At 66.0% G+C, this 20737-nt stretch carries 16 protein-coding genes; 6 read left to right on the forward strand and 10 right to left on the reverse strand.

Features of this window, described 5'->3' with window-relative positions; all coding sequences use genetic code 11:
• The first annotated feature begins 60 nt into the window (after positions 1-60).
• The 4 genes from Q7514_RS22025 to Q7514_RS22040 are packed head-to-tail and all read left to right on the forward strand — an operon-like array spanning position 61 to position 4521.
• Positions 61-546 carry a (2Fe-2S)-binding protein gene (locus tag Q7514_RS22025; protein WP_330135386.1) on the forward strand — a complete coding sequence of 162 codons (486 nt, stop codon included), beginning with the start codon at positions 61-63 and terminating at the stop codon, positions 544-546.
• Positions 543-2936, forward strand: a complete 2394-nt coding sequence (locus Q7514_RS22030) for a xanthine dehydrogenase family protein molybdopterin-binding subunit (protein ID WP_330135387.1) — start codon at positions 543-545, stop codon at positions 2934-2936. The genes Q7514_RS22025 and Q7514_RS22030 overlap by 4 nt, the downstream gene beginning before the upstream one ends.
• Positions 2933-3787 carry an FAD binding domain-containing protein gene (locus Q7514_RS22035; RefSeq protein WP_330135388.1) on the forward strand — a complete coding sequence of 285 codons (855 nt, stop codon included), beginning with the start codon at positions 2933-2935 and terminating at the stop codon, positions 3785-3787. Before Q7514_RS22030 ends, Q7514_RS22035 begins: the two co-directional genes overlap by 4 nt.
• A 32-nt stretch (positions 3788-3819) precedes the next feature.
• Complete coding sequence (locus Q7514_RS22040) at positions 3820-4521, forward strand: SRPBCC family protein (protein ID WP_330135389.1); 702 nt, start codon at positions 3820-3822, stop codon at positions 4519-4521.
• A gap of 69 nt (positions 4522-4590) precedes the next feature.
• On the opposite strand, the gene Q7514_RS22045 is transcribed toward Q7514_RS22040, so the two are convergent.
• Positions 4591-5544 (reverse strand): LysR family transcriptional regulator, encoded by a 954-nt coding sequence (locus Q7514_RS22045; protein WP_330135390.1) that lies wholly within the window; start codon positions 5542-5544, stop codon positions 4591-4593.
• A 262-nt stretch (positions 5545-5806) separates the two neighbouring features.
• Here Q7514_RS22045 and Q7514_RS22050 point away from each other — a divergent pair, with 262 nt between their 5' ends.
• On the forward strand, positions 5807-8128 hold the full coding sequence (locus tag Q7514_RS22050; protein ID WP_330135391.1) for a sensor histidine kinase: 2322 nt from the start codon (positions 5807-5809) through the stop codon (positions 8126-8128).
• A 426-nt stretch (positions 8129-8554) separates the two neighbouring features.
• Here the strand turns inward: Q7514_RS22050 and Q7514_RS22055 are convergent, their stop codons facing one another.
• Positions 8555-8737 (reverse strand): hypothetical protein, encoded by a 183-nt coding sequence (locus tag Q7514_RS22055; RefSeq protein ID WP_330135392.1) that lies wholly within the window; start codon positions 8735-8737, stop codon positions 8555-8557.
• A gap of 275 nt (positions 8738-9012) precedes the next feature.
• Complete coding sequence (locus Q7514_RS22060) at positions 9013-9870, reverse strand: alpha/beta fold hydrolase (protein ID WP_330135393.1); 858 nt, start codon at positions 9868-9870, stop codon at positions 9013-9015.
• Between the two features lie 289 nt (positions 9871-10159).
• Between Q7514_RS22060 and Q7514_RS22065 the strand changes: the two genes are divergently transcribed.
• Positions 10160-10990, forward strand: coding sequence for an SDR family oxidoreductase (locus tag Q7514_RS22065; RefSeq protein ID WP_330135458.1), 831 nt, complete (start codon positions 10160-10162; stop codon positions 10988-10990).
• A 56-nt stretch (positions 10991-11046) separates the two neighbouring features.
• Here the strand turns inward: Q7514_RS22065 and Q7514_RS22070 are convergent, their stop codons facing one another.
• From Q7514_RS22070 to Q7514_RS22100, 7 genes are all read right to left on the reverse strand, one after another.
• The gene (locus tag Q7514_RS22070) at positions 11047-12345 is read right to left on the reverse strand and encodes a glutaminase (protein ID WP_330135394.1); all 1299 of its coding nucleotides are present in this window, start codon (positions 12343-12345) and stop codon (positions 11047-11049) included.
• 66 nt (positions 12346-12411) lie between these two features.
• Entirely contained in the window at positions 12412-15669 is a 3258-nt protein-coding gene (locus tag Q7514_RS22075; RefSeq protein WP_408016158.1) for an arabinosyltransferase domain-containing protein, read from the reverse strand.
• A gap of 52 nt (positions 15670-15721) precedes the next feature.
• Positions 15722-16519: a hypothetical protein gene (locus tag Q7514_RS22080; protein ID WP_330135395.1), complete on the reverse strand. Its 798-nt coding sequence runs from the start codon at positions 16517-16519 to the stop codon at positions 15722-15724.
• A 71-nt stretch (positions 16520-16590) separates the two neighbouring features.
• On the reverse strand, positions 16591-18309 hold the full coding sequence (locus Q7514_RS22085; protein ID WP_330135396.1) for an asparagine synthetase B family protein: 1719 nt from the start codon (positions 18307-18309) through the stop codon (positions 16591-16593).
• Positions 18310-18354: 45 nt separating this feature from the next.
• Positions 18355-18867, reverse strand: a complete 513-nt coding sequence (locus Q7514_RS22090) for a hypothetical protein (protein ID WP_330135397.1) — start codon at positions 18865-18867, stop codon at positions 18355-18357.
• A 10-nt stretch (positions 18868-18877) separates the two neighbouring features.
• A complete protein-coding gene (locus Q7514_RS22095) occupies positions 18878-19636 on the reverse strand; it encodes a hypothetical protein (protein WP_330135398.1) in 759 nt (252 codons plus the stop codon).
• Positions 19621-20649 carry a hypothetical protein gene (locus Q7514_RS22100; protein ID WP_330135399.1) on the reverse strand — a complete coding sequence of 343 codons (1029 nt, stop codon included), beginning with the start codon at positions 20647-20649 and terminating at the stop codon, positions 19621-19623. The genes Q7514_RS22095 and Q7514_RS22100 overlap by 16 nt, the downstream gene beginning before the upstream one ends.
• Positions 20650-20737: the final 88 nt, after the last annotated feature.

Here is a 20737-nt window from a genome sequence, read left to right on the forward strand (position 1 = left end):
CTGACAGTGACCCATATCACTGGGGAACACACGGGACTGTACGAAGCACTGGGAGGTCCGATGCGCATCGTTGTCACGGTCGACGGAGCGGTCTACACCGACGACGTCGAACCCCGACTCCTTCTCGTCCACTATCTGAGGGAACGACTCGGCAAGGTGGGCACTGTGGTGGGGTGCGACACCAGCAACTGCGGTGCATGCACCGTCCTGCTGGACGGCAAGAGCGTCAAGTCCTGCTCTGTGCTCGCCGTGCAGGCCGACGACAGGGCTGTCACGACAGTCGAGGGGCTCGCGAAGGACGGCGCGCTGCACCCTGTCCAGGAGGCATTCCGCGAGACCCATGCCTTGCAGTGCGGATACTGCACACCCGGCATGATCATGTCGACAGTCGACCTGTTGAACGAGAACCCCGACCCCGACGAAGAGCAGGTACGCCACGGACTCGAGGGAAATCTCTGTCGCTGCACGGGATATCAGAACATCGTCGCTGCCGCGCAGGACGCAGCCCGGCGCATGCAGGGAACCCAGGCGGAGGACGCACGATGACCACCACCGAATCACGCACCTCCAGCTCGGACGACCTCGAGATCGGACAGTCGCGCCGCCGCAAGGAGGACGAACACCTCATCACCGGCCGGACCCGGTGGACCGACAACATCGTCCTCCCCGGCATGTTGCACGCCGCGATCCTGCGCAGCCCCTTCTCGCACGCCCGCATCACCGGCATCGATGCGGAGGAAGCAGAGAAGATGCCGGGCGTCATCGCCGTGTACACAGGCGCCGACCTCGCCGAGGAGCAGGGGAGCCTGCCGTGCGCGTGGCCGATCACCGAAGATCAGTTGGCTCCGCCCGCACCGTCGCTGGCCGTAGACACCGTCAACTTCGCCGGTGAGGCGGTCGCCGTCGTCGTTGCCCGCACCACCTACGAGGCGCACGACGCGCTCGACGTCATCGACGTCGAGTACGAGGACCTGCCGGTGGTACTCGACCTCGCCGACGCGGCCGCCGATACCGAACTGGTCCATCCCGATCTCGGAACGAATCGCAGCGCCACGTGGACATTCGACTCGGCCGAAGCCGGTTCCGGAGGCAACGTCGAGGACGCGATCCGCGACGCAGAGGTGCTCGTCGAACGCACCTTCCGGCAGCAACGACTGATTCCCGCGTTCATGGAGCCCCGCTCTGTGGTCGTGGATCCCACCGCCACGCAGATCACGATGTGGTCGGCCACCCAGGTACCGCACATTCTGCGACTGATGCTGGCGATGTCGCTCGGCATTCCCGAACACAAACTGCGGGTGATCGCGCCCGACGTCGGCGGAGGGTTCGGCGGCAAGCTGCAGGTGACCCCCGAAGAGGTTCTCACGCTGCTCATCGCGCGCCGACTCCGCAAGCCCGTCAAGTACACCGAGTCCCGCAGCGAGTCGATGGTCGCCGCGCACCACGGCCGCGACCAGATCCAGAAGCTCACGCTCGCTGCCCGACGCGACGGCACCGTCACCGGTTTCAAGGTCGAACTGCTCGCCGACATGGGCGCGTACCTGCGTCTCGTCACTTCTGGGGTGCCGATCCTCGGGGCATTCATGTTCAGCGGTATCTACAAGTTCGACTCCTACCACTTCACCTGCACCAACGTGTTCACCAACAAGGTGCCCACCGACGCGTACCGCGGTGCGGGGCGCCCGGAGGCGACGTTCGCGATCGAACGCATGATGGACGAACTCGCCGTCGAACTGTCGATGGATCCCCTCGAGATCCGCGAGAAGAACTGGATCAAGCACGAAGAGTTCCCGTTCGATTCGGTGGCGGGGCTGACCTACGATTCGGGCAACTACGAAGCCGCCACCGCGAAGGCCCGCGAGTTGTTCGACTACGACGGCCTGCGGCGCGAGCAGGCGCAGCGTCGCGAATCGAACGATCCCGTGCAACTCGGCATCGGGGTGTCGACCTTCACCGAGATGTGCGGTCTCGCTCCGTCTCGGGTACTCGGATCGCTGTCGTACGGGGCCGGCGGGTGGGAACACGCCGCCGTCCGCATGCTGCCGACCGGCAAGGTCGAAGTGGTCACCGGGTCGTCGTCGCACGGCCAGGGTCACGAGACCGCCTGGAGCCAGATCGTCGCCGATCAGCTGGGAATCCCGTTCGACGACATCGAGATCCTGCACGGCGACACCCAGTCGTCGCCACGCGGGCTCGACACGTACGGGTCGCGCTCACTTGCCGTCGGCGGAATCGCCGTGGTCAAGGCAGCCGAGAAGGTGGTCGCGAAGGCCCGCCCGATCGCGGCGCACCTGATGGAATGTGCCGAGGACGATCTCGAATTCACCGAGGGCCGATTCAAGGTGAAGGGAACCGAGAAGGCCGTTGCTCTCACCGACGTCGCACTCGCGGTGTTCGCTGCGCACGACCTGCCCGACGGAGTCGAACCGAACCTCGATTCCGAGGCCGCATACGACCCCGACAACTTCTCGTTCCCGCACGGCACCCACCTGTGCGCGATCGAAGTCGACACCGAGACCGGGCACGCACGAATCCGCAAGTACGTGTGTGTCGACGACATCGGGCACGTGGTGAACCCGCTGATCGTGGAGGGCCAGGTGCACGGCGGTCTGGCGCAAGGCATCGCCCAGGCCCTGTACGAGGAGGCCCTCCACGACGAGTCCGGAACGCTGCTCAGCGGCTCGTTCGCCGAATACCTGCTGCCGACGGCGGTGGACCTCCCGCACTTCACCACCGACCGCACCGACACACCTGCTCCGGGAAATCCGCTCGGGGTCAAGGGGGTCGGCGAGGCCGGCACGATCGCGTCGACACCCGCGGTGGTCAACTCCGTACTCGATGCGCTCCGTCCGCTCGGAGTTCGTTCCATCGACATGCCGTGCACACCCATGCGGGTCTGGCACGCGATCCGTTCCGCCCAGGAAGGAAACCGATGATCCCCGCCGAATTCGAGTACGCCGCCCCGACCACTCTCGACGAAGCAGTCGCCGCGCTGAACGACGCCGGTGAGGACGCCAAGGTGCTGGCCGGAGGGCAGAGCCTGATGCCCGTGCTCCGGCTCCGTATGGCAGCACCGACCACCGTCGTGGACCTCGGTCGAGTGCCTGACCTGCGCGGTATCCGTGAAGACGGCGACACGCTGGTGATCGGAGCAACCACCACGCATTACGAGGTGCTGCACGATCCTCTCGTCGCGCAGCACGCGAGGTTGCTGACAGAGGCCACAGCCACCGTCGCCGACCCGCAGATCCGCCACCGCGGAACACTCGGCGGCGCTCTCGTCCACGCCGACCCCGCAGGCGATCTGTCCGCTCCGGCACTGGCGCTCGACGCGGAACTCGTCGTCGTCGGCCCGTCGGGTCGGCGCACCGTCTCGGCGGCCGACTTCTTCCAGGACTACTTCACGACTGCGGTCGAACCCGGCGAAATCCTCGCGGAGATCCGCATTCCCAAGCACACGGAGTGGGCGGCACGCTACGAGAAGTTCCATCGCGCAGCGCAACAATGGTCGATCGTGGGTGTCGCAGCGACAATCGACATCGACAATGGCACGATCCGACAAGCGAAGGTCGCTCTGACGAACATGGCCGCGGTGCCCGTGCGGGCCCGCGCGGTCGAAGACGCACTCGTCGGACAAGCGGCCACCGCCGACACGATCGCGTCGGCCGCGGCACACGCGGCCGACGGGACCGACCCGATGACCGACGGCAATGCCGACGCCGAGTACCGGAGCCACCTGGCGACGGTCCTCACCCGGCGGGCCGTGACGACCGCTGCGGGGCTCTGACCGATCCCGCAGAACCGACGCAGGAGAGACCGATGCAACTCGAACACCAGCTGTCCGTACCGGCACCCGTCGACGAGGTGTGGGCCGCGCTGCTCGATCCGGAGAAGGTCGCCCCCTGTATGCCCGGGGCGACGCTCACCGGTGTGGACGGCGACACCTTCACCGGCACGGTGAAGGTCAAGCTGGGCCCGGTCGCGCTCACCTACAAGGGCACCGGCGTCTACGTCGAGAAGGACGAGTCGGCCAAGCGGGCAGTCATCGAAGCGAACGCGAAGGACGCGCGGGGCAACGGAACCGTCAGCGCGACCATCACCATCGTGCTCACCGGCGAGGGCGACCACACCAACGGCACCGTGACCACCGATATGACGATCACGGGCAAGCCGGCGCAGTTCGGTCGCGGCATGATCTCGGACGTCGGCGGCAAGATCCTCGAGCAGTTCGCGGCATGCCTGTCCAAGAAACTCGGCCCGGCAGCGGCCGAGCCCGAGGAGGCTCCTGCCGACAGCGCAAGTGCTGCAACTCCGGCCGCCGCAGCGTCGGCGGCGCCCGCGAGCGCACCGAAAGCAACCGCGAGCGCACCCAAAGCACCGGCGGCGCAACCCGAGGCCGAGCCACTCGACCTCATGCAGTACGCGAGCGGTTCCGCGGTGCAACGCATCGCGCCGGTCGTGGGGATCGTCGCAATTGTCGCCTTGATCCTCGCGGTGATTCTCCGCAAGCGGTCGAACTGACCAGCACCCTGCACTGACCACCACACTGCACTGATCACCACGTCTCTTCGCGGTGACCCGGGAAGATCCTCAGGTCACCGCGGAGAGGCGTGTGGCGTGAAGTCCGGCAACCAGATCCGGTGTGGCGATCACCGACAGTTCGGTGCGTAGCCAGCGGTGGCCGGGGTCGTCGTCGAACTCGTCGTGCCATACCGCCCACTCACGCACGGCGGGAAGCGAAAAACTCGGTTCGAGGATCCGTAGTTGCGCCACACCTGCGATCCGCCGTGCCATACGCTCCGGGATGATCGTCACGAGATCGGTCATTTCGAGCACATACGGCAAGACTGCAATGTTGGTGGTCGTCGCCGACGACCTCGTGGCGATCCCGGCTCGGGACAGGGTTCGGGCGAGACTCTTGTCGCCGCCGTACTGCAGATAGGACAACAGGGGATAGCCCGCGAGCACATCCGCGGTGAGTTCGACACCTGCGTACGGATGCCCGCTCCACACGACCCCGACGTATCGATCGTGGAGGACGACTCGGCGTCTGCACTGTTCGAATTCGGATGTGGAGAGCAGTTGCTCCGGTACCACGGCGAGGTCGATTTCGTGTCTGTGGAAAGCCTCGATCCCGGCCATCGACAGCGGCTGCATATCGAACCTGATGCCGTGCGATCGGTACCGATTCCGCCTCAGGAGGTTCCGCAGCAACGTCACCTCCGAATAATCCCCGGTGAGCAGTGTGAAAGCGCGCTCGGCCGTCGCGGGATCGAAGTCGGGAACGGTGAGGATCGACCGTTCCACGGTGGACAGCACACGTCGTAGCGGTTCGGTGAGGGCGAGTGCACGCGGCGTCGGCCTCAGTGTTCGTCCGCTCTTGACCAGGAGGGGGTCGTCGAACTGTTTGCGCAGACGCGCCAGTGCGGTGCTGGTGGCGGGCTGAGACATGTTCAGCCGGCGTGCAGCCTTCGTCACATTGCATTCGGTGAGGAGGACATCGAGAACGACGAGCAGATTCAGATCGACTCGTCGCAGTTCCACCGCATTTCTCCTCTTCATGGGGATCGCCGGGCCTCGGGGATCCTATCCCAGTCGCCCGTTACATACTGAACGTCCGGTATCTGTTACAGCGCATACCTCCTATCCGATTCGGACATGCAATTTGTATTAATGCATGACACAGCCCTAATCTGACCCAGATCTCACTGGTTGAGTGTTAGATTGCCGAACCTTTCCCCAGGGCAAATCCCGATTTCGGCCCGGCCGGTGTGAGACACGGACCAGAAAGGCCAGGCCCACCCCCATGAGCCTCTTCCGCAACTTGCGGCTGCCGACACCGGACAATTGGCGCCTGTGGCAGAAGGTCACGGCGGTTGTCGCTGTGCCCCTCATTGCCGCGTCGCTCTACGGCGGCCTGCGCGTCTACGACACCGTCCAAGAGGCGAGGCACTACTCCGAGCAAGCGGAGCGGGTGACGATCATCCCCTCGCTGGCGCAGTGGAGCATGGGCGTCGGCGGTGCAGCCCTGGCAACCATGATCCACCTGCCCACCGACAACGCCGCGGCGATCATCTCCGAGCACGAGCCCACGCTCGACGCGTTCCTCGCCGACCCGGACCTCGACCCCCAGCTCATGGCCCAGGTGTCCCGCGCCATCCAGGAAGGCGAGGCCCTCTACCAGAGCGCCACTCAAGGTGGGGCGTCGCGCGAGGCACTCCACGAACAGCTCCAGGGATTCGTCTCCCGGATCACCCTGGTGTTCCGGAGTATCGTCGACGCCAGCGGCGACTCGCAGGTGCTCGCCGATGCCGGTCTGCTCCTCGCCACCTGGGACACCCAGTGGGAGATCATCGACCAGGTCATCGCGTTCGGTGCGCTCATGGACGGTTCCGAGGCAGCGAGCCTCATGTTCACCAATGCGCAGGCCGCCGAGGCCGGCAAGCTCGCATTGTTCCTCGAGAACGCGTCCGATCCCGAGATGTCGAGCACCCTCAACGGGCTGATGGAACAACGACGCGCTCTCATCGCAGGTATCGACGACGCGTCCACCGACGTGTCCGCACTGCGCAACTCGATCTTCGCGACCTTGACCATCTATCAGGAGGTCGTCGACGGGGCCGGAACCCGGATCGTCGCGACACTCGACGACCTCGCGTCCACGGCCAAACGGAACGCGTGGGGTACGGCAATCGGCGTGGCGGTGATCCTCACACTCGCGCTCGGCCTCGCCCTGCTCGTTGCGGCCTCCTTGATCCGGCCTCTGCGGCGCCTCCGCAACGACACCCTCCGAGCCGCCGAAGTCGGCCTACCGGACGCGATCGCAGACATCAAGAACGGTGCCGACATCGAGACGGTCAACCTCGAGCCGGTCCGCGTCACCACCCGGGAGGAGATCGGTGAGGTGGCGCGCGCTGTCGACAACATGAGCGCCGGCGCTCTCCGCCTCGCAGGTGAGCAGGCCGCACTTCGACGTCAGGTCAACGAGATGCTCGAAACCCTGGCACGACGGAACAAGACCCTCGTCGAGCAGCAGCTCACGCTCATCGACTCGCTCGAGCACGAAGAGCGCGATCCCACGCGACTCCAGAACCTGTTCGCACTCGACCACCTCGCCGCACGTATGCGTCGCACCGGCGATTCGCTGCTCGTCCTAGCCGGTACCCGTCAGCGCATGGGCCGCGTGCCCGACACACCGTTGGGCGATGTGCTTCGCGCCGCGGTCTCCCAGGTCGAGAACTACCAGCGTGTCGATTTCGGCAACGCACCGGAAGGCAGCCTGCTCGGCAGTTCCGTCACCGACATCGTGCACCTCGTCGCCGAGCTGCTCGACAACGCGCTCCGCGCCTCCCCGCCGGACAGCACCGTCGCATTCGCGTTCTCCCGCGCCGTCGACGGTGGGCTACTGCTCGAGATCGCCGACCGCGGAATCGGTATCCCGGCCGAGGAACTGGCCGAGATCAACGAACGGCTTTCGAGCGACGACGAGGGCAACTGGGGTGCCGCCCGACGCATGGGTCTGTTCGTCGTCGCGCGCCTCGCTGCGCGCAACGGGATCACGGTGCGGCTGCGCCCGACCTTCGATTCCACGACCAACGCCGGTATCACCGCGAGCGTCTACCTGCCCATCCGACTCCTCAAGGGAGTGGGTAACACTGTCACCGACACGTACCAGATCGACCGTCCGCGTCGGCTGCAGCGATCGGTAACAGAGACCGAGCACGCCATCAACCCGTACCCGCTCACACAGGAGATCTCCGAACGACCTGCGGGACAGCTGCCGCAGAGGAACTCGTTCTCCGACAACACGGCCCGGTACGACTCGAATCCCTCATACGACCAGAACCCGCAGCACGACCCGGACCCGCAGTACGACCCGGACCCGCAGTACGACCCGGAACCCCAATACGGTTCGGAGTCTCAGTACGGTTCGGAGTCCCAGTACCTGCCTGAGCCCCAGTACGGCCAGAACCCGCAGCACGGCCGGCCGTACGAGGGCGAGCAGGAAAACGAAGGCGACGGTGAGTGGCAGCAGGATCCCGCACCTCGGCCACAGAGCCCCGGCACGAGCCCGACCATCCAGCGCGGCCGCCTGCACGAGCGGTGGCCGAGCAGGCGCGAAGACTGAGCCCGAACGGGCCAACGGACTACCCACCATCGACACCTACGGCTGACGACACTGTCGTCAGCCGTACGTGTCGATGCAGCACCCGACGGAGCAGACCCACTTCGAGATCGTGATCTTCTCGCAATCATTGCCGAAAAACGTGCCGACAATCACATGGACCAAAGAAAACCGTTCGGTCTCTCCGCAGCACGATTTCGACATCTACCAGCAACGATGACGCCGCGACTCGTCCAGGCACTCGGATCGACCGCAATCAGTGCGTGACCTTTCCGTTATATTCACCTACGGTCGTAGGTATCCCGCAAGGGAAGACCGACCAGCGGCGCCGGGCCGAGATCCACACCCGTCGGGGGTGGCCCGGCGCCGCATCCCATCACGGACGCTCGCCGCAACCGCGACAAGTGCGCCGGCCCCGAAGGGAAGATGCTAGGAAGTCGCCACTCGCGCAGCCCGCACCTCGAGTTCGTCGGCGTCGACCTCCGCGCCCCACGCGCGCAACGCCGACGCGGTCACGCGCAGCGACTCGGCCGACGGATTCGCGGCCGCCGCCGTCGGCGCAGGACGGCGCTTACTTCGACCGGCCAAGGGGAACATCGCGCTGAAGAGCATGCTGAACCTTTCGTGCGGGGTCTGCCGGGTAGGTACCGGCACCACGGCTGCGTGCCCGGACAGGGGCGATCCGGGTACGGCTCTCCGAACACACAGGATGTCTGTTACGGGTCTACCACCGAGTAACTTGGATGTGAATGCGAACTGAGTCACATCGGTACCGAAGGCGCCGAACCTGACAGGTCACCACGTGGGGCGCACGATCCCCATGCCCACAGGTGAGCGAAATCATGCCGTCCATACGGGATACGGCAGCGAGAATCACATGACCCGACTCACCGGATGGGCGCGAACATCTCCTCGGCGAGAAGCGTCGGGGACTCGAGCGGGAGCAGGCGCCCCGCGCCCTCCACCACCTCGACGCTTGCGCCGATCTCGTCCGCAATCTTCCGGAGCGGAGCGACGTGCACGAGGGGATCCTGATCGCCCACCACGAGCTCCACGGCGTGACCGTTCCAGCGCTGCCACAGCGACCGGCCGATCCGAGGCATCCCCGCCAGTGAGGTGCAGTACGCACCGACGCGGCAGGACCACCGCAGCGTGGCGTCGTCCGGCTCGAAGCCCGAACCCGCGAGAGCGCGGAGATAGCGCTCGGTGTTCTCGAAATTCGGCTCATTGCGCCACTGGAGACCCGGAATCAGTGCGCGGTGCCAACGCGCACGCGGCACCAGACCGAGGGGAGCGGCGAGGACGAGCTTCTCGACCCGCTCCACATCGGTGATCGCAGCAGCAACCGACGCGGCCCATCCGAGCCCCAGGATCGGCACGACACCGATCTCCAGGGCATCGAGGACCTCCGTGAGCCAACGACCGTATGCGGCGTGGACGTTGCCTTCAGGGCGGGTGCATGCGCTCGCTCCCGGCAAGCCGGGCAGATCGATGAGAATCACCCGCCGGGACGGGTCGAACGAGCCGGCCAGATCGCGCAGGCCGGCTGCGGGGAGGTCGCCTCCCGCGAGGACGACGATCGGGCGCCCTGTCGCGGGCCCGACGCTGAGCACGTGGGTCTCGCCGAGGGACGTACGCGCGACCTGCTCGTCGACCGGCCTCGACCAGTGCGACAGCATTCCTGCACACGCGTGGTGGATGACGCTGTCATCGCCGGGGCAGCGGTACGGGGACTTCGTGAGCATTCCCAGTCACCCACCGATCCGGACTACAACAACATCTTCACAGGTGAACGGCATGTTTGGATCTTCTCTCGTACGTACGACACTTCTCTCGCCGACCAGACTTCCGGCACACCGCACGACACCGTAGCTCACTCTTCGGCGTTCGCGCCAGCAGGGATCCGGAACGGCCGCACTACCAGCATCAACCTCCCCATCAGCACCATCGGCAGGTATCGTTCCGATCACGGTGTGGTGCCCGACACGTCACCGTACGGTCTTGACCGACAGTAGATCTCGCGAAAGGGGCATGATGGACATCGACGTACTCGTCGTCATCGGAGTCGGCGGAATGGGGCTTGCCATCGCACGACGACTGGGCGCCGGCCGCACAGTGCTGCTGGCAGACTTCGACGAGACAACCCTCGGCGACGCTGCATCGACCCTCCACGGCGAGGGACACGAGGTGAAAGCGCAGGTCGTCGACGTGTCGGATCACAACTCGGTTGCATCGCTCGCCGACCTCGCAGCCGGACTCGGTCGCGTCACCCACGTCGCGCACACTGCCGGGGTGTCGCCGGAACAGGCACCCATCGAAGCCGTCCTGAAGGTCGATCTGCTGGGTGTCGCACTCGTCCTCGACGAGTTCTCCCGCGTCATCGCCCCGCGCGGAGCCGGCGTCGTGATCGCCAGCATGGCCGGCCACATGGGAGCACTGTCTCCCGAGCAGGAGAGGGCCCTCGCCATCACCCCGACCGCCGAACTGCTCGATCTCCCCTTCCTCGCCGCCGAGAAGCTGGGACACCCCGGAATCGCCTATACGGTCGCGAAACGTGGCAACGCAGTGCGGGTACAGGCAGCAGCGGCCGCGTGGGGAAAACGCGGAGCACGGATCAATTCCATCAGTCCCGGAGTCATCTCGACTCCCATGGGCCGCCAGGAACTCTCCGGTGAATCCGGGCAACGGATGCAGGGGATGGTGAACATGTCGGCGACCGGCAGACTCGGCACACCCGACGACATCGCCGGTGCGGCGGCGTTTCTCCTCGACCCGCAGGCCGGCTTCATCACCGGCACAGACCTTCTCGTCGACGGTGGTGTCGTCGCCGCAGTCCGTGCCGCTCAGTGGGCAGATGCGAACTGACCGTTCGGTGGGCAGATGCGAACTGACCGTTCGGTGGGCAGGGTCGAACTGACCGGTCAGCCGGGCAATCCTCGCCGCCACTGCAGGTCCATCGGCAACTCGCCGATGGACTCCAGCACCACCGGGCGGTAACCACCCCCCACCTCGGGATCGGGGAAATGCTCCTCGGGGTCGATGAACATCACCTCGATCCCGTCGAGGTGCAGTCGACGGACCATCTCGAGCAGAACCCGGCTGCCGGCAGGGAAGACCGAACGGACGAGGGCCAGGTCGAGCACGAGCCGGGGAGTGACGATCGGTTCGTCGATCAGGTCGCGCACGATCGTCTCCACGTTCGTGAACTGGAGGTCGCCCTGGAGCACCAGCAGCGTGACAGCAGTGTCTCCATCTCCGAATTCCCTGCGGCGACGCAACACCGAGTGCGCAACCATCGGGGCGTCCATGAGATGCAGATTCATGTCGCGAGAAAGACGTTCACAGACCTCGACTCCGCGAGCACTCGTACCGTGTGGATCGAGCCGCGGCGAAAAAACCGCAATACCCAACTGCCCCGGAAGAATTCCGATGATCCCGCCGGACACACCGCTCTTCGCGGGAATCCCGATGGTCGTCAACCAGTCTCCGGCGGCGTCGTACATCCCACACGTCGCCATCACCGACAACACTTGACGCACCACAGGTCTGGAAAAGATCTGTTCGCCCGTGTGCGGCTGAACTCCGCCGCTCGCAAGGGTTGCAGCCATCATCCCGAGATCGGCGGTCGTCACACGCACCGCGCACTGTCGTACATACCCTTCGACCACGGCGCGCGGATCACCCGTGAAGACGTCGTAACTGCGAAGAAGATTGGCCAGAGCGAGATTTCGGTAACCGTTGTCCAGCTCCGACCTGGCAACCTTCTCATCGATGTCGAGCTCGCGCCCTGCCAACGACGAGAGCAACTTCAGGATCCGCTCGACACCGGAATCGGCCGGCGGGGTGGACGCCACGAGGGCGTGCGTCGCGAGCGCACCTGCATTGATCATCGGGTTGAGCGGACGACCGGTGTTCCGCTCGAGCGAGATCTCGCTGAACGCCTCACCGGACGGCTCCACACCGACATGGTCGAGGACGGCCTCGAACCCGAGGGTCTCGAGTGCGAGGCCGTACACGAACGGCTTGGAGATCGACTGGATCGTGAACGCGTCCTGGTGGTCGCCGACGGAGTACGCGTCGCCCTCCGCCGTCACCAAGGAGAGCGCGAACCGATCGGGGTCGACCGCCGCCAGCTCCGGGATGTACTCGGCGAGCTCACCGGAATCGGGTGCACATGTATCGAGTACCTGAGTCAGGTAGTCCGGGATCGGGGACCGCATGGCCTCATTCTGGCCCACGCGGCCGCTCGGGGCGAGCGAAGCGACGGGGACTCCCCGTCCGCTGGCTCAATACGAGGTCTCGATCGGCCCAGGGGTCCACCAACCGGTCCGGTTCACCTTCTCGGTGTCCACATGCGCCGGCTCGGCCGACGCGTCGAGCGGACGATACTGCTCGATCGAACCCCAGTCGCGATCCCAGTCGTTGTCGAGGTACGAGGAGATCGTGCGACCGCCGAGCAACATCTCGGTCCAGCCGAGCGGACCACCACCGTAGTGGTCCTGCCACAGATTCGTCGAGATGGCTCCGACACGGTCCGGAAGGACCCGGAACTCGGGGATCTCGGCGACACCGTTGCTGTGCAACATCTGATGCTGGCAGGGGAAGTTCAGGCCGACGGCCCAATCCAACAGGACCGGGGACTCGGTGCCGAGAACGGCCTGTGCCGTCTGCGTCTGCGGCACCCGCGGAGGGGTGAACGCGAGCCACTGCTCCGGTGCCAGATCGCGGTCGTGCGCGACGATCCTCACCGTGTCGGCTTCCGCAGGAAGAGTGTCGAGCGGCACCCGCAGGTTCCGCCACGACGGTGCCGGTCCGATGTCGATCGGGAGGGCGGATCCGAGTGCGCGCACAGTATCGCCTTCGGTGACACCGTATTCGAGTTCGATCCGTTGCCCGTAGGTTTCGGTGCCGTCGGCGTCGACCGAGAAGATCCGACCGGCCGCCGATATCGACACGATGTCGCCGCGAGAACCCGCCGCATCCTGTTCCGGGAGGCGGTACCAGTCGGTGGTGACGTTCCCGGTGATGCCGCCGTAGCTGCCGAGGACCGGGGTCGTGGCGGGGTCGAGACCGAACGGCAGCGCGACGGTGCTGCCGTTGGCGCCGGCCTGCCCGGTGCCGCCCTGGGTACCTGCCGTGCCGCCGGCCGTCTGGTCGTTGTCGGAGTCGACGGTGTTCGCGGTACCTGCGTCTGCGGACTCGTCGTCGGCGGTCAGGTCATCAGCGACTCCGTCCGGGGAGAATCCGTCGCCGCCCTCGGCCACGAGCGCGTTCGCGATGTCACCGCTGACCGGGGCGAGCATGCCCGTATTGGGGTTCATCTCGAGCAGGACGTCGTTCGCGAGTCCGCACGGCGAACCTGCCAGCGCGTCGATGTTGGATCGCGCCACCGAGTACGCCGGGTACTGCGACACCGCGCCCTTCGCGAGGGAGAGCACCTCGAACAGCACCATCGCGGCGGCGGCCACCGTGAGCGGCGGGATCGACCACAAGCGCGAGGGTGTGTCGGTGCGCGTGGACGCGACGGGGTGGATGTGCCACCACGCTGCGAGCAGGAGTGCCAGCACGGTGAGACCGAAGAACACGGTGGAGAAACCGAACCCGGCAACCGACGGCGGCTTGTCCCACCACGGCACGCCGTAGCTCGACACGTACCACCAGCCGTTGGGGCCGATGAACGACATCGTGAGCGTGAACAGCACCGCAGCCGCGAAGAGCGCACGATTGCGACGCGACCGCAGCACCGTGGGCCCCACGGCAACGGCAGCAACGATCGCCACGCACGCGGCAAGGCCGGCGTAGATGCCGAAGTGGTGGGTCCACTTCGTGGGTGCGAACATCATCAGCACCATCGCGCCGAGGGTGATACCCACGAGGCGCCGGGACGGGCCCGAGGCTGCTCCGGGGATCTTCCCGCCGCGCCGCAGCAGCGCCACGATCACCGTGATCAGGCACAGGATCATCGTGAACATCGCGAAGCGCCGCGCGAGCGACCCATCGACGGTGATCTGCAGCAGGTACTGGTAACGCAGGTACTCCTGGAACCACGGCACGCTCGGGCCGACGACGTGCGCGGACTGCATCTCCAGCACCGCGGCCAGCGTCTGATCGGCGAACACGGCAGCGAGGATCACGACCCCCGCTGCGACGATCGGTGCGAGCACGACGAAGAAGCCGAACTCGCGGCCACGCGCGAGGACGATTCGTGCAATGGGCCGTGCACCGGCGATCAGCGCCGCGAAGCAGATGATGCCGGACGGTCCGGCAGTGACGGTGACAGCGCCTACCAGCACCGCCACCGCGGCCGGGAAGAGCCGTCGGGTAGCGATCGCGCGCTCGACCGAGCACCACGTCAGGAGCACACCGGTCGCGACGATCGGCTCGGGACGCAGACCGTTGTTGAACGGCAACCAGAACGCCAGGAAGACGAATGCGCCCGTCCAGAGCGGTATCGAGTTCCGGCGGACTGCCGCACCGATCCGGGGTGCCACCTCGCGGCTGATCACCCACCACGCGAGCAGGCCGGCGATCAGGCCGGGCAGTCGCATCCAGATGCTCGCGGTGGACACGTGGGTCATGAGCGCGAGCACGTCGTAGAACGGTGTGCCGAACGGCGACTCCGGTACCCCGAACCAGCGGAAGTAGTTGGCCATGTACCCGGCCTCGCCCGCGGCGCGAGCCATTCCCAGCTGATAACCGTCGTCCGCGGTGTTCGCGCCGATGATGTGCCAGAGCAGCAACGTGCCGACCACGAGTCCGTCGACCCGGCGGAACGACCACCACGATGCGGGCAGGATGCGCCGGGAACGGCGCCCGTCGGTGGTGTCGAGGCGGTGCAACGACCACAGCGACAGCGCCGTGGCGAGCACCGCGACGATCATCGCGATCAGCTTGAGGTAGGTCGGGGACGACGTGAAGCGGGTGTCGAGGGTCGCGTCGACCGAGAGTCCGTCGGGAAGATCGCCCGTCAGGCCGGTGAACACTCCGACCATCTGCGGGCGGAGGTCACGCTCGAACACCTGTTCGGTGTCAGAGCCCCCCGCGCCGGTGACCGAAGCAACCGTGCGGGTGGGGGTCGAGTTCACCGTGACCGCACAGCCGGCGCCCAGCTCGTCGACGGGCACCGAGAGCAGCATGGTGTTGCGTGCGATCACCTCGAGGGTGGCCGGGCGTGCGTCGGAGCCGGTCGTGACCCGCGCAACGAGCCCGTACCGCTCGGCGTTGGGCGCACCCTGCGGGGAGGTCGAGACGATGGTCCCGCCTTCGGCGCCACCTGCGACCGCGCAAGGGATGGTGATGTCCAATTCCACGGGCGCGTACGACACCAGCGGCGCGGTGACACTCGTGCTGCTGCCGTCCTGCGGCCAGCTCAGCGTCCCCTGCGTCTGTGTCACGGGAAGGAACGGAATCGACAACGCGGCGACGATGCCCACCAGCGCACCCAGCAGGGCGATGAGCCGGGCTCGCGTCACCTCGGATCGGGTCGCCGACGGCTCGACTGCCGGTGGTCGGACGGGGTCCTCGGTCGTACTGGCCTCACTCACGCCACGCGATGCTATCCGAGATGGAGGCCTGTCCCTATTTCACCGTGCCGTTTCACAGCACCGAAGTCGTATCGGCACAGGTCTCGGACGTCGGCAGTTCGTCCGCAAGAAAGATCGTCTGAGCCATCATCTTGTAGCCCGACATCTCCTCACGGAGCACTTCGATGGATTCCTCGGGATGCACCGAGTCGATCACAGCGTGCTCACCGATCGCATTGAATTGGTGGCTGACGCCGCGCGGGATCTGCATGTCGACGAACGAACACGGCGGCACGATCATGTTGTACCGGGTGCGACGGACTCCGTCGGGCATGTCGGGCAGGTCGTCTTCGAACGTGACAGGACGGAAGGGGGTGACACCCGGAACGTCGGTCACCTCAAACGGCGACAGACTACCGACCCGGATGCGGGTGCCCGGCCCGGTCATCATGCGCACGAACCGCAAGCCGGTATGCAGATGCATGCGCGAACAGATCCCGCGTTCTTCGATGTTGTAGAAGTCCATGATGTAGCGGTCGGCGAAGAACCCGTCGAAGGGTGCCTCGATCATGTACACATCCCCTTCCTCGAACGATTGGGAACGGACGAGGCCCTCTGCATCCGGGGTGGTTGCCGCGTCACTGTCCTTGGCCTTGGCCTTGGCCTTGGCCTTGGCCTTGGCCTTGGCCTTGGCCTTGTCCACGATGCCGGCGAATGCACTGACCACGACCAGCGCGACTTCGGGTGGGAACTCGGCGACCGGAGTGACGACGCAGCGTCCCGCATCCCGGAATTCGGCGACGTCGTGGACCTCGTTGTCGTCGTCGGCGCGACGCTTGAGCGTGGTCGGGGTGGCGCGGGGATCGGGCATGCCGGGAGAGCTCCTGATATCGGATCGTTCGAACGATGTCGTGCACGGGTTCGAGTCGCGTCGGGTCCGGATCAGGGTCCGATCCGGAACGACCGCAACCACAGTTCGAGGGTGAGGACGAGCCACAGTTTTCCGCCCTGGCGTGGCAGCAATGTACCTTCACCTCGCATCCAACGGCGGACCGTGTCCTCACGGAAAAGCCCCCTCGCCCGTGCAGACTGCCCGAGCAGCAGATCGTGACCGAGGTCACGGAGCGGACCGGTGAGCCACTGCTGGACCGGAACCCGCATCCCACTCTTGGGCCGGTCGACGATGGTATCGGGCAGGAGGTCACGGACTGATTCCTTGAGAATCCACTTCTCGGACGTGCCGGCCAGTTTCAGATTCGGCGGGACCCGGAACGCGTGATCGATGACCTCACGGTCGAACAACGGAGCTCGTCCTTCCACACCGCTTGCAGCCGTGAGTCTTTCCACCTTGGTGAGGATATGGTGGGCGCCCTTCGTGCGCAGGTTCGTGTGCAGCAACTGGTTCAGGAGGCTCGTCATCCGACCCTGCTGCAGATACGGCATCAGTACCTCCGTGAGCGGTGGTGCACTCTCGAGATCTGCGAGGGCGTCCGCTGTGAGCAGTACCGGGAGATCGTCATAGCACTTGCGGTAGCTGTCGAGGTATGCGCGCGCCCGCGCTTCCGGGTCGGGGTCGCTGCGGAACAACTCGAAGATCACCATCGGCAGATTCTTCGGACCGCCGAATACGGGATCACCGCCCTCCCCGTTGAGGATCGTGCGCACACCGTCCGCCGCAGCCGCCTCCGCGAGCATCAGATTCGGCACCGTCAGCGGATCTCCGACCGGGCAGTCCAGCAGGGACACGGTCGTCGCCAACCGTTCGGCGACCGCCTCACCCGGGACCGTGAGGACCCGATGATTCGTATGGCAGTGCGCAGCAACAAGTCCGGAGTAGGCAAGTTCGTTCGGGGTCGTGCCGTCGAATGCTATGGAATACGAGCGGACCGGGTTGTCGTGCAGCTTCGACGCGAGTGCGGTGACAAGGCTGCTGTCGATGCCTCCGGAGAGCAATACCCCGACCGGCTCGTCCTCCGGCAGTCGTCGCATGGTTGCCGCCTCGAGCAACTCACGCAACCTGTCGACGTGGTCGTGCGCCGACCTGCGGTCTTCGATTTCCCTCGGTTCCCAGTACGTTTCTTCGAGGATCGACCCGTCCTGATGCAGGCGCACGCACCGGCCCGGGAGGGCCTCATGGACATCCCGCAGAAAGGTTTCGGCCCCTGGAAGGTATGCGAATGTGAGGAACGACTGCACCGCGGACAGGTTCAGTGCGGTGTCGAGGTCAGGCCATGCCCGCAACGCGCGCAGGGAGGTCGACGCCGCCCAGGTGCCACGAGCACGCGCATAGAACAGGGTGCGCGCGCCGACGTGATCGCGCACCAGCACCAGTTCGTCGCCGTCCGTGATCGCCAGTGCGAACATGCCGTCTGCCAACGCGATCCCACCGAGGCCGAGCGTGGCGTAGCAGTGAAGCAACAGCTCCGCATCGTCGCAGCGCCCGTCGGGTGCGTCCGCGCCGAGTCGGGCGCGGAGCAGATCTCCGTTGAAGAGCGTGACCTCGCCGATCGCGGTCAGAGCCCCGACCGTGTAGGGGCCGGTCGCTGTTCCCGGTCCGTCGAGCAATCCGACTCCGTGAGATCCCGGCGCAGGTCGGCCGCCGACCGCACGCACGTGCACGTCAGGATCGCCCTCTCCCAGGAAGGCACACCACCGACTCACCGCTTCTCCTCAGTACTCGATCGATATCCGCTCGGTCGACATTCGCTAGCCGAAGTCGCCACCACCGTCGTCGCCCGGGCCGCCCCAGTCTCCGTAGTCGGAACCACCGTCCGCGCCCACGAACTCGTCGCCGGCGTCGACCTGTAATGCCTGCTCCTGCTCGGGTGTCAGAAAATCCGGAGGAAGCGCGATCGACCCGAGAAGAGCCGCACCCGCGACGGCGGTGAGGATACCGCCGAGCCGGCCACCGAACTGGGACCTGTTGGTGGTGAGAGCGCCGTCGCTCCACAGGGTTCGGCCATATCCGCCCTCGCGCCCGTAGATCACCCGCCCGTCGCCGTACGTCCGCTTGATGAGGTCGCGCCCCAGTGGCTCGTCGGTGCCGGTCATGCCGTGATCGTCTCGCCAGAAGACCACTCCGCTCTCTCCCCGCGACCGCCATTCCGTCCGCCCATCGGTGTACCTCCGGCAGACCGTGCCGTCGGTCAGCAATTCGTCGACGTAGTGGAATACGCGGCGTTCGGGCTGTGCCGGTTCGGGCTGGGTCAGTTCGGGCACTGTGGCTCCTTCATGCGGTCGGCCAGGTCAGGAAACCCGCGCGGCGGACACCGCGCACATCGACGAGCGGTGCGGTGGTGCGGTGGATTCCTCGGACCAGTCGGTGGACGGTACGCAACAGGACTGCTGGATTCACCGATTCCACCTCGACAGCCCGTCCGAGTGCGTGCGGCAAGTGGAGCGGCGCAGCCTGCGACGGAATGAGCCCGATCGCGGCGACGCGCACTCCGTCCGGGATGTCGGTCAGGGCAGGCAACCGGGCCGGGAGGTCCAGCCCTTTCTCGCTCGCGTCGTGCAGCACATACACAGTGGCACCGCCGGCGCGGTCGAGCATCGCGGCGATTCCCGGATCGAGTGGAAGATCGGCGGCGCTCACGACCGGGCAGGCCGACTCCATCGGCACTCCGTTTGCCCGCAGCATCGCCGCGACCTGCATCGACTCGCAGACCAACAGGCGGGGCAGGCCATAGTCGAACAGATCCGGTTCCGTCGTGTTCCGTCCTGCTCCTCGGGGAAGAGGGCGAGCCGATTCGAGCAGCCCGGGGATGGTGCCGTGCCGGTCCAGCGCCCCGCGAAACAGCCGATCGGGCACCAACGCCGGGACCGTGAACGCGGGCCGGCGCGGAAGCCGGTGTGCGGGCATCATTCCGCGGCACAGTTCGTAGTAGAGCTGCCTTTCGGTGAACCGCAGCCCGTTCGGTGCTCCAGCACGCGCGATCGCTCGGTGCAGGAACCGGTCGAGAGCCTTGTCCGTCATGCCGTCGGCCACGTGAGAAACCCCAACTGTCGTGCGAAGCGCCGGTCCGGATCGGCGTCGTCCTCGATCCGCTCGGCGGCCGAGGAGACGGCGGCCAGTAGTCGAGCAGGCGGTATGGCCGCGATCGGGGACCACCAGCCGTCGTCCAACCATTCGACTTCGTTCGGAAACAGGGGGTCGTGCAGAAACTGCATCGCGGAGTGCGAGGACACCGGCTCCCTCAACAGGATCGCCGACTCATCGTCCATCACCGATCGAGGTCGCAGGCCGACCGCGTGCACTCGGTCGCCGAGCATCGTGCGGGCATTCCGCGCGAACGCGAATCCCGGAATGCTCGCATCGTGCAGTATCAGCACCGGCAGTCTGGGCGGGACCCGGTCGATATCCGCGACGAGCACCATGCCGTGTTCTTCCGGGACTCGATTCGCCGACAGGCATGCTCTCACACTCGGGTCTGCGCAGAGCAGCACCATTCGAGGGGCGGAGATCTCCGGGAGCATGACCCACGACTCGTACACGACGCCTTTCGGCAGCCCGCCGTATACCGCAGTCCATGGATTCAGGACATCGTCGCGGAATGCTTCGTCGCCGACCTGCATCCGCACGTGCGCGCGACTGCGGATCAGGGGTCGGCACGCGTAGATCACGACGAGTCCGACGATGACCACGAGGAGGCCGAGCAACGGGATCAACCACCATTTGGACATGCTCAGTGCCGCACCACCGATTATGGACAGGATGTATGTGGGAATCAGTACGAGCGCGACCCATGTTCCGACGATGGTCCAGTAGCCCTCGTTCAGGCTCGGAAGTCGACGTCGCGCTGCCGCGTATCGCAGTTGTGTGACTGTCACGTACAGGCCGCGGCCTGCGGATAGTCTGTCTGCCAGTTTCTGCAGCCGCAGGTCGTGCAGCGCGAATGGGCTTTCCTTCGGTTCGAGCGCGAAACGCCTCGTGCACTTCGAGCAGGTGCGGTCGCTGCGCTCCCTACGCAGGAGGTTCTCACTGCAGTGCGGACAGATCATGACCCGCCCTCCCTCCCACGTCCCGTGCTGCCTCGTCGTCCGAACCTGTAGATCATCCGGATACTAACGGTCGCTAACGAGTGCAGCC

The organism is Rhodococcus artemisiae (assembly GCF_036327795.1).
Lineage (GTDB): Bacteria > Actinomycetota > Actinomycetes > Mycobacteriales > Mycobacteriaceae > Rhodococcus > Rhodococcus artemisiae.

Bases quoted from the DNA above. Each gene is read 5' to 3' on its own strand.
- Q7514_RS22025 (WP_330135386.1), top strand. From the start codon at position 61: ATGCGCATCGTTGTCACGGTCGACGGAGCGGTCTACACCGACGACGTC.
- Q7514_RS22030 (WP_330135387.1), top strand. From the start codon at position 543: ATGACCACCACCGAATCACGCACCTCCAGCTCGGACGACCTCGAGATC.
- Q7514_RS22035 (WP_330135388.1), top strand. From the start codon at position 2,933: ATGATCCCCGCCGAATTCGAGTACGCCGCCCCGACCACTCTCGACGAA.
- Q7514_RS22040 (WP_330135389.1), top strand. From the start codon at position 3,820: ATGCAACTCGAACACCAGCTGTCCGTACCGGCACCCGTCGACGAGGTG.
- Q7514_RS22050 (WP_330135391.1), top strand. From the start codon at position 5,807: ATGAGCCTCTTCCGCAACTTGCGGCTGCCGACACCGGACAATTGGCGC.
- Q7514_RS22055 (WP_330135392.1), bottom strand. From the start codon at position 8,737: ATGCTCTTCAGCGCGATGTTCCCCTTGGCCGGTCGAAGTAAGCGCCGT.
- Q7514_RS22060 (WP_330135393.1), bottom strand. From the start codon at position 9,870: ATGCTCACGAAGTCCCCGTACCGCTGCCCCGGCGATGACAGCGTCATC.
- Q7514_RS22065 (WP_330135458.1), top strand. From the start codon at position 10,160: ATGGACATCGACGTACTCGTCGTCATCGGAGTCGGCGGAATGGGGCTT.
- Q7514_RS22070 (WP_330135394.1), bottom strand. From the start codon at position 12,345: ATGCGGTCCCCGATCCCGGACTACCTGACTCAGGTACTCGATACATGT.
- Q7514_RS22080 (WP_330135395.1), bottom strand. From the start codon at position 16,519: ATGCCCGATCCCCGCGCCACCCCGACCACGCTCAAGCGTCGCGCCGAC.
- Q7514_RS22100 (WP_330135399.1), bottom strand. From the start codon at position 20,649: ATGATCTGTCCGCACTGCAGTGAGAACCTCCTGCGTAGGGAGCGCAGC.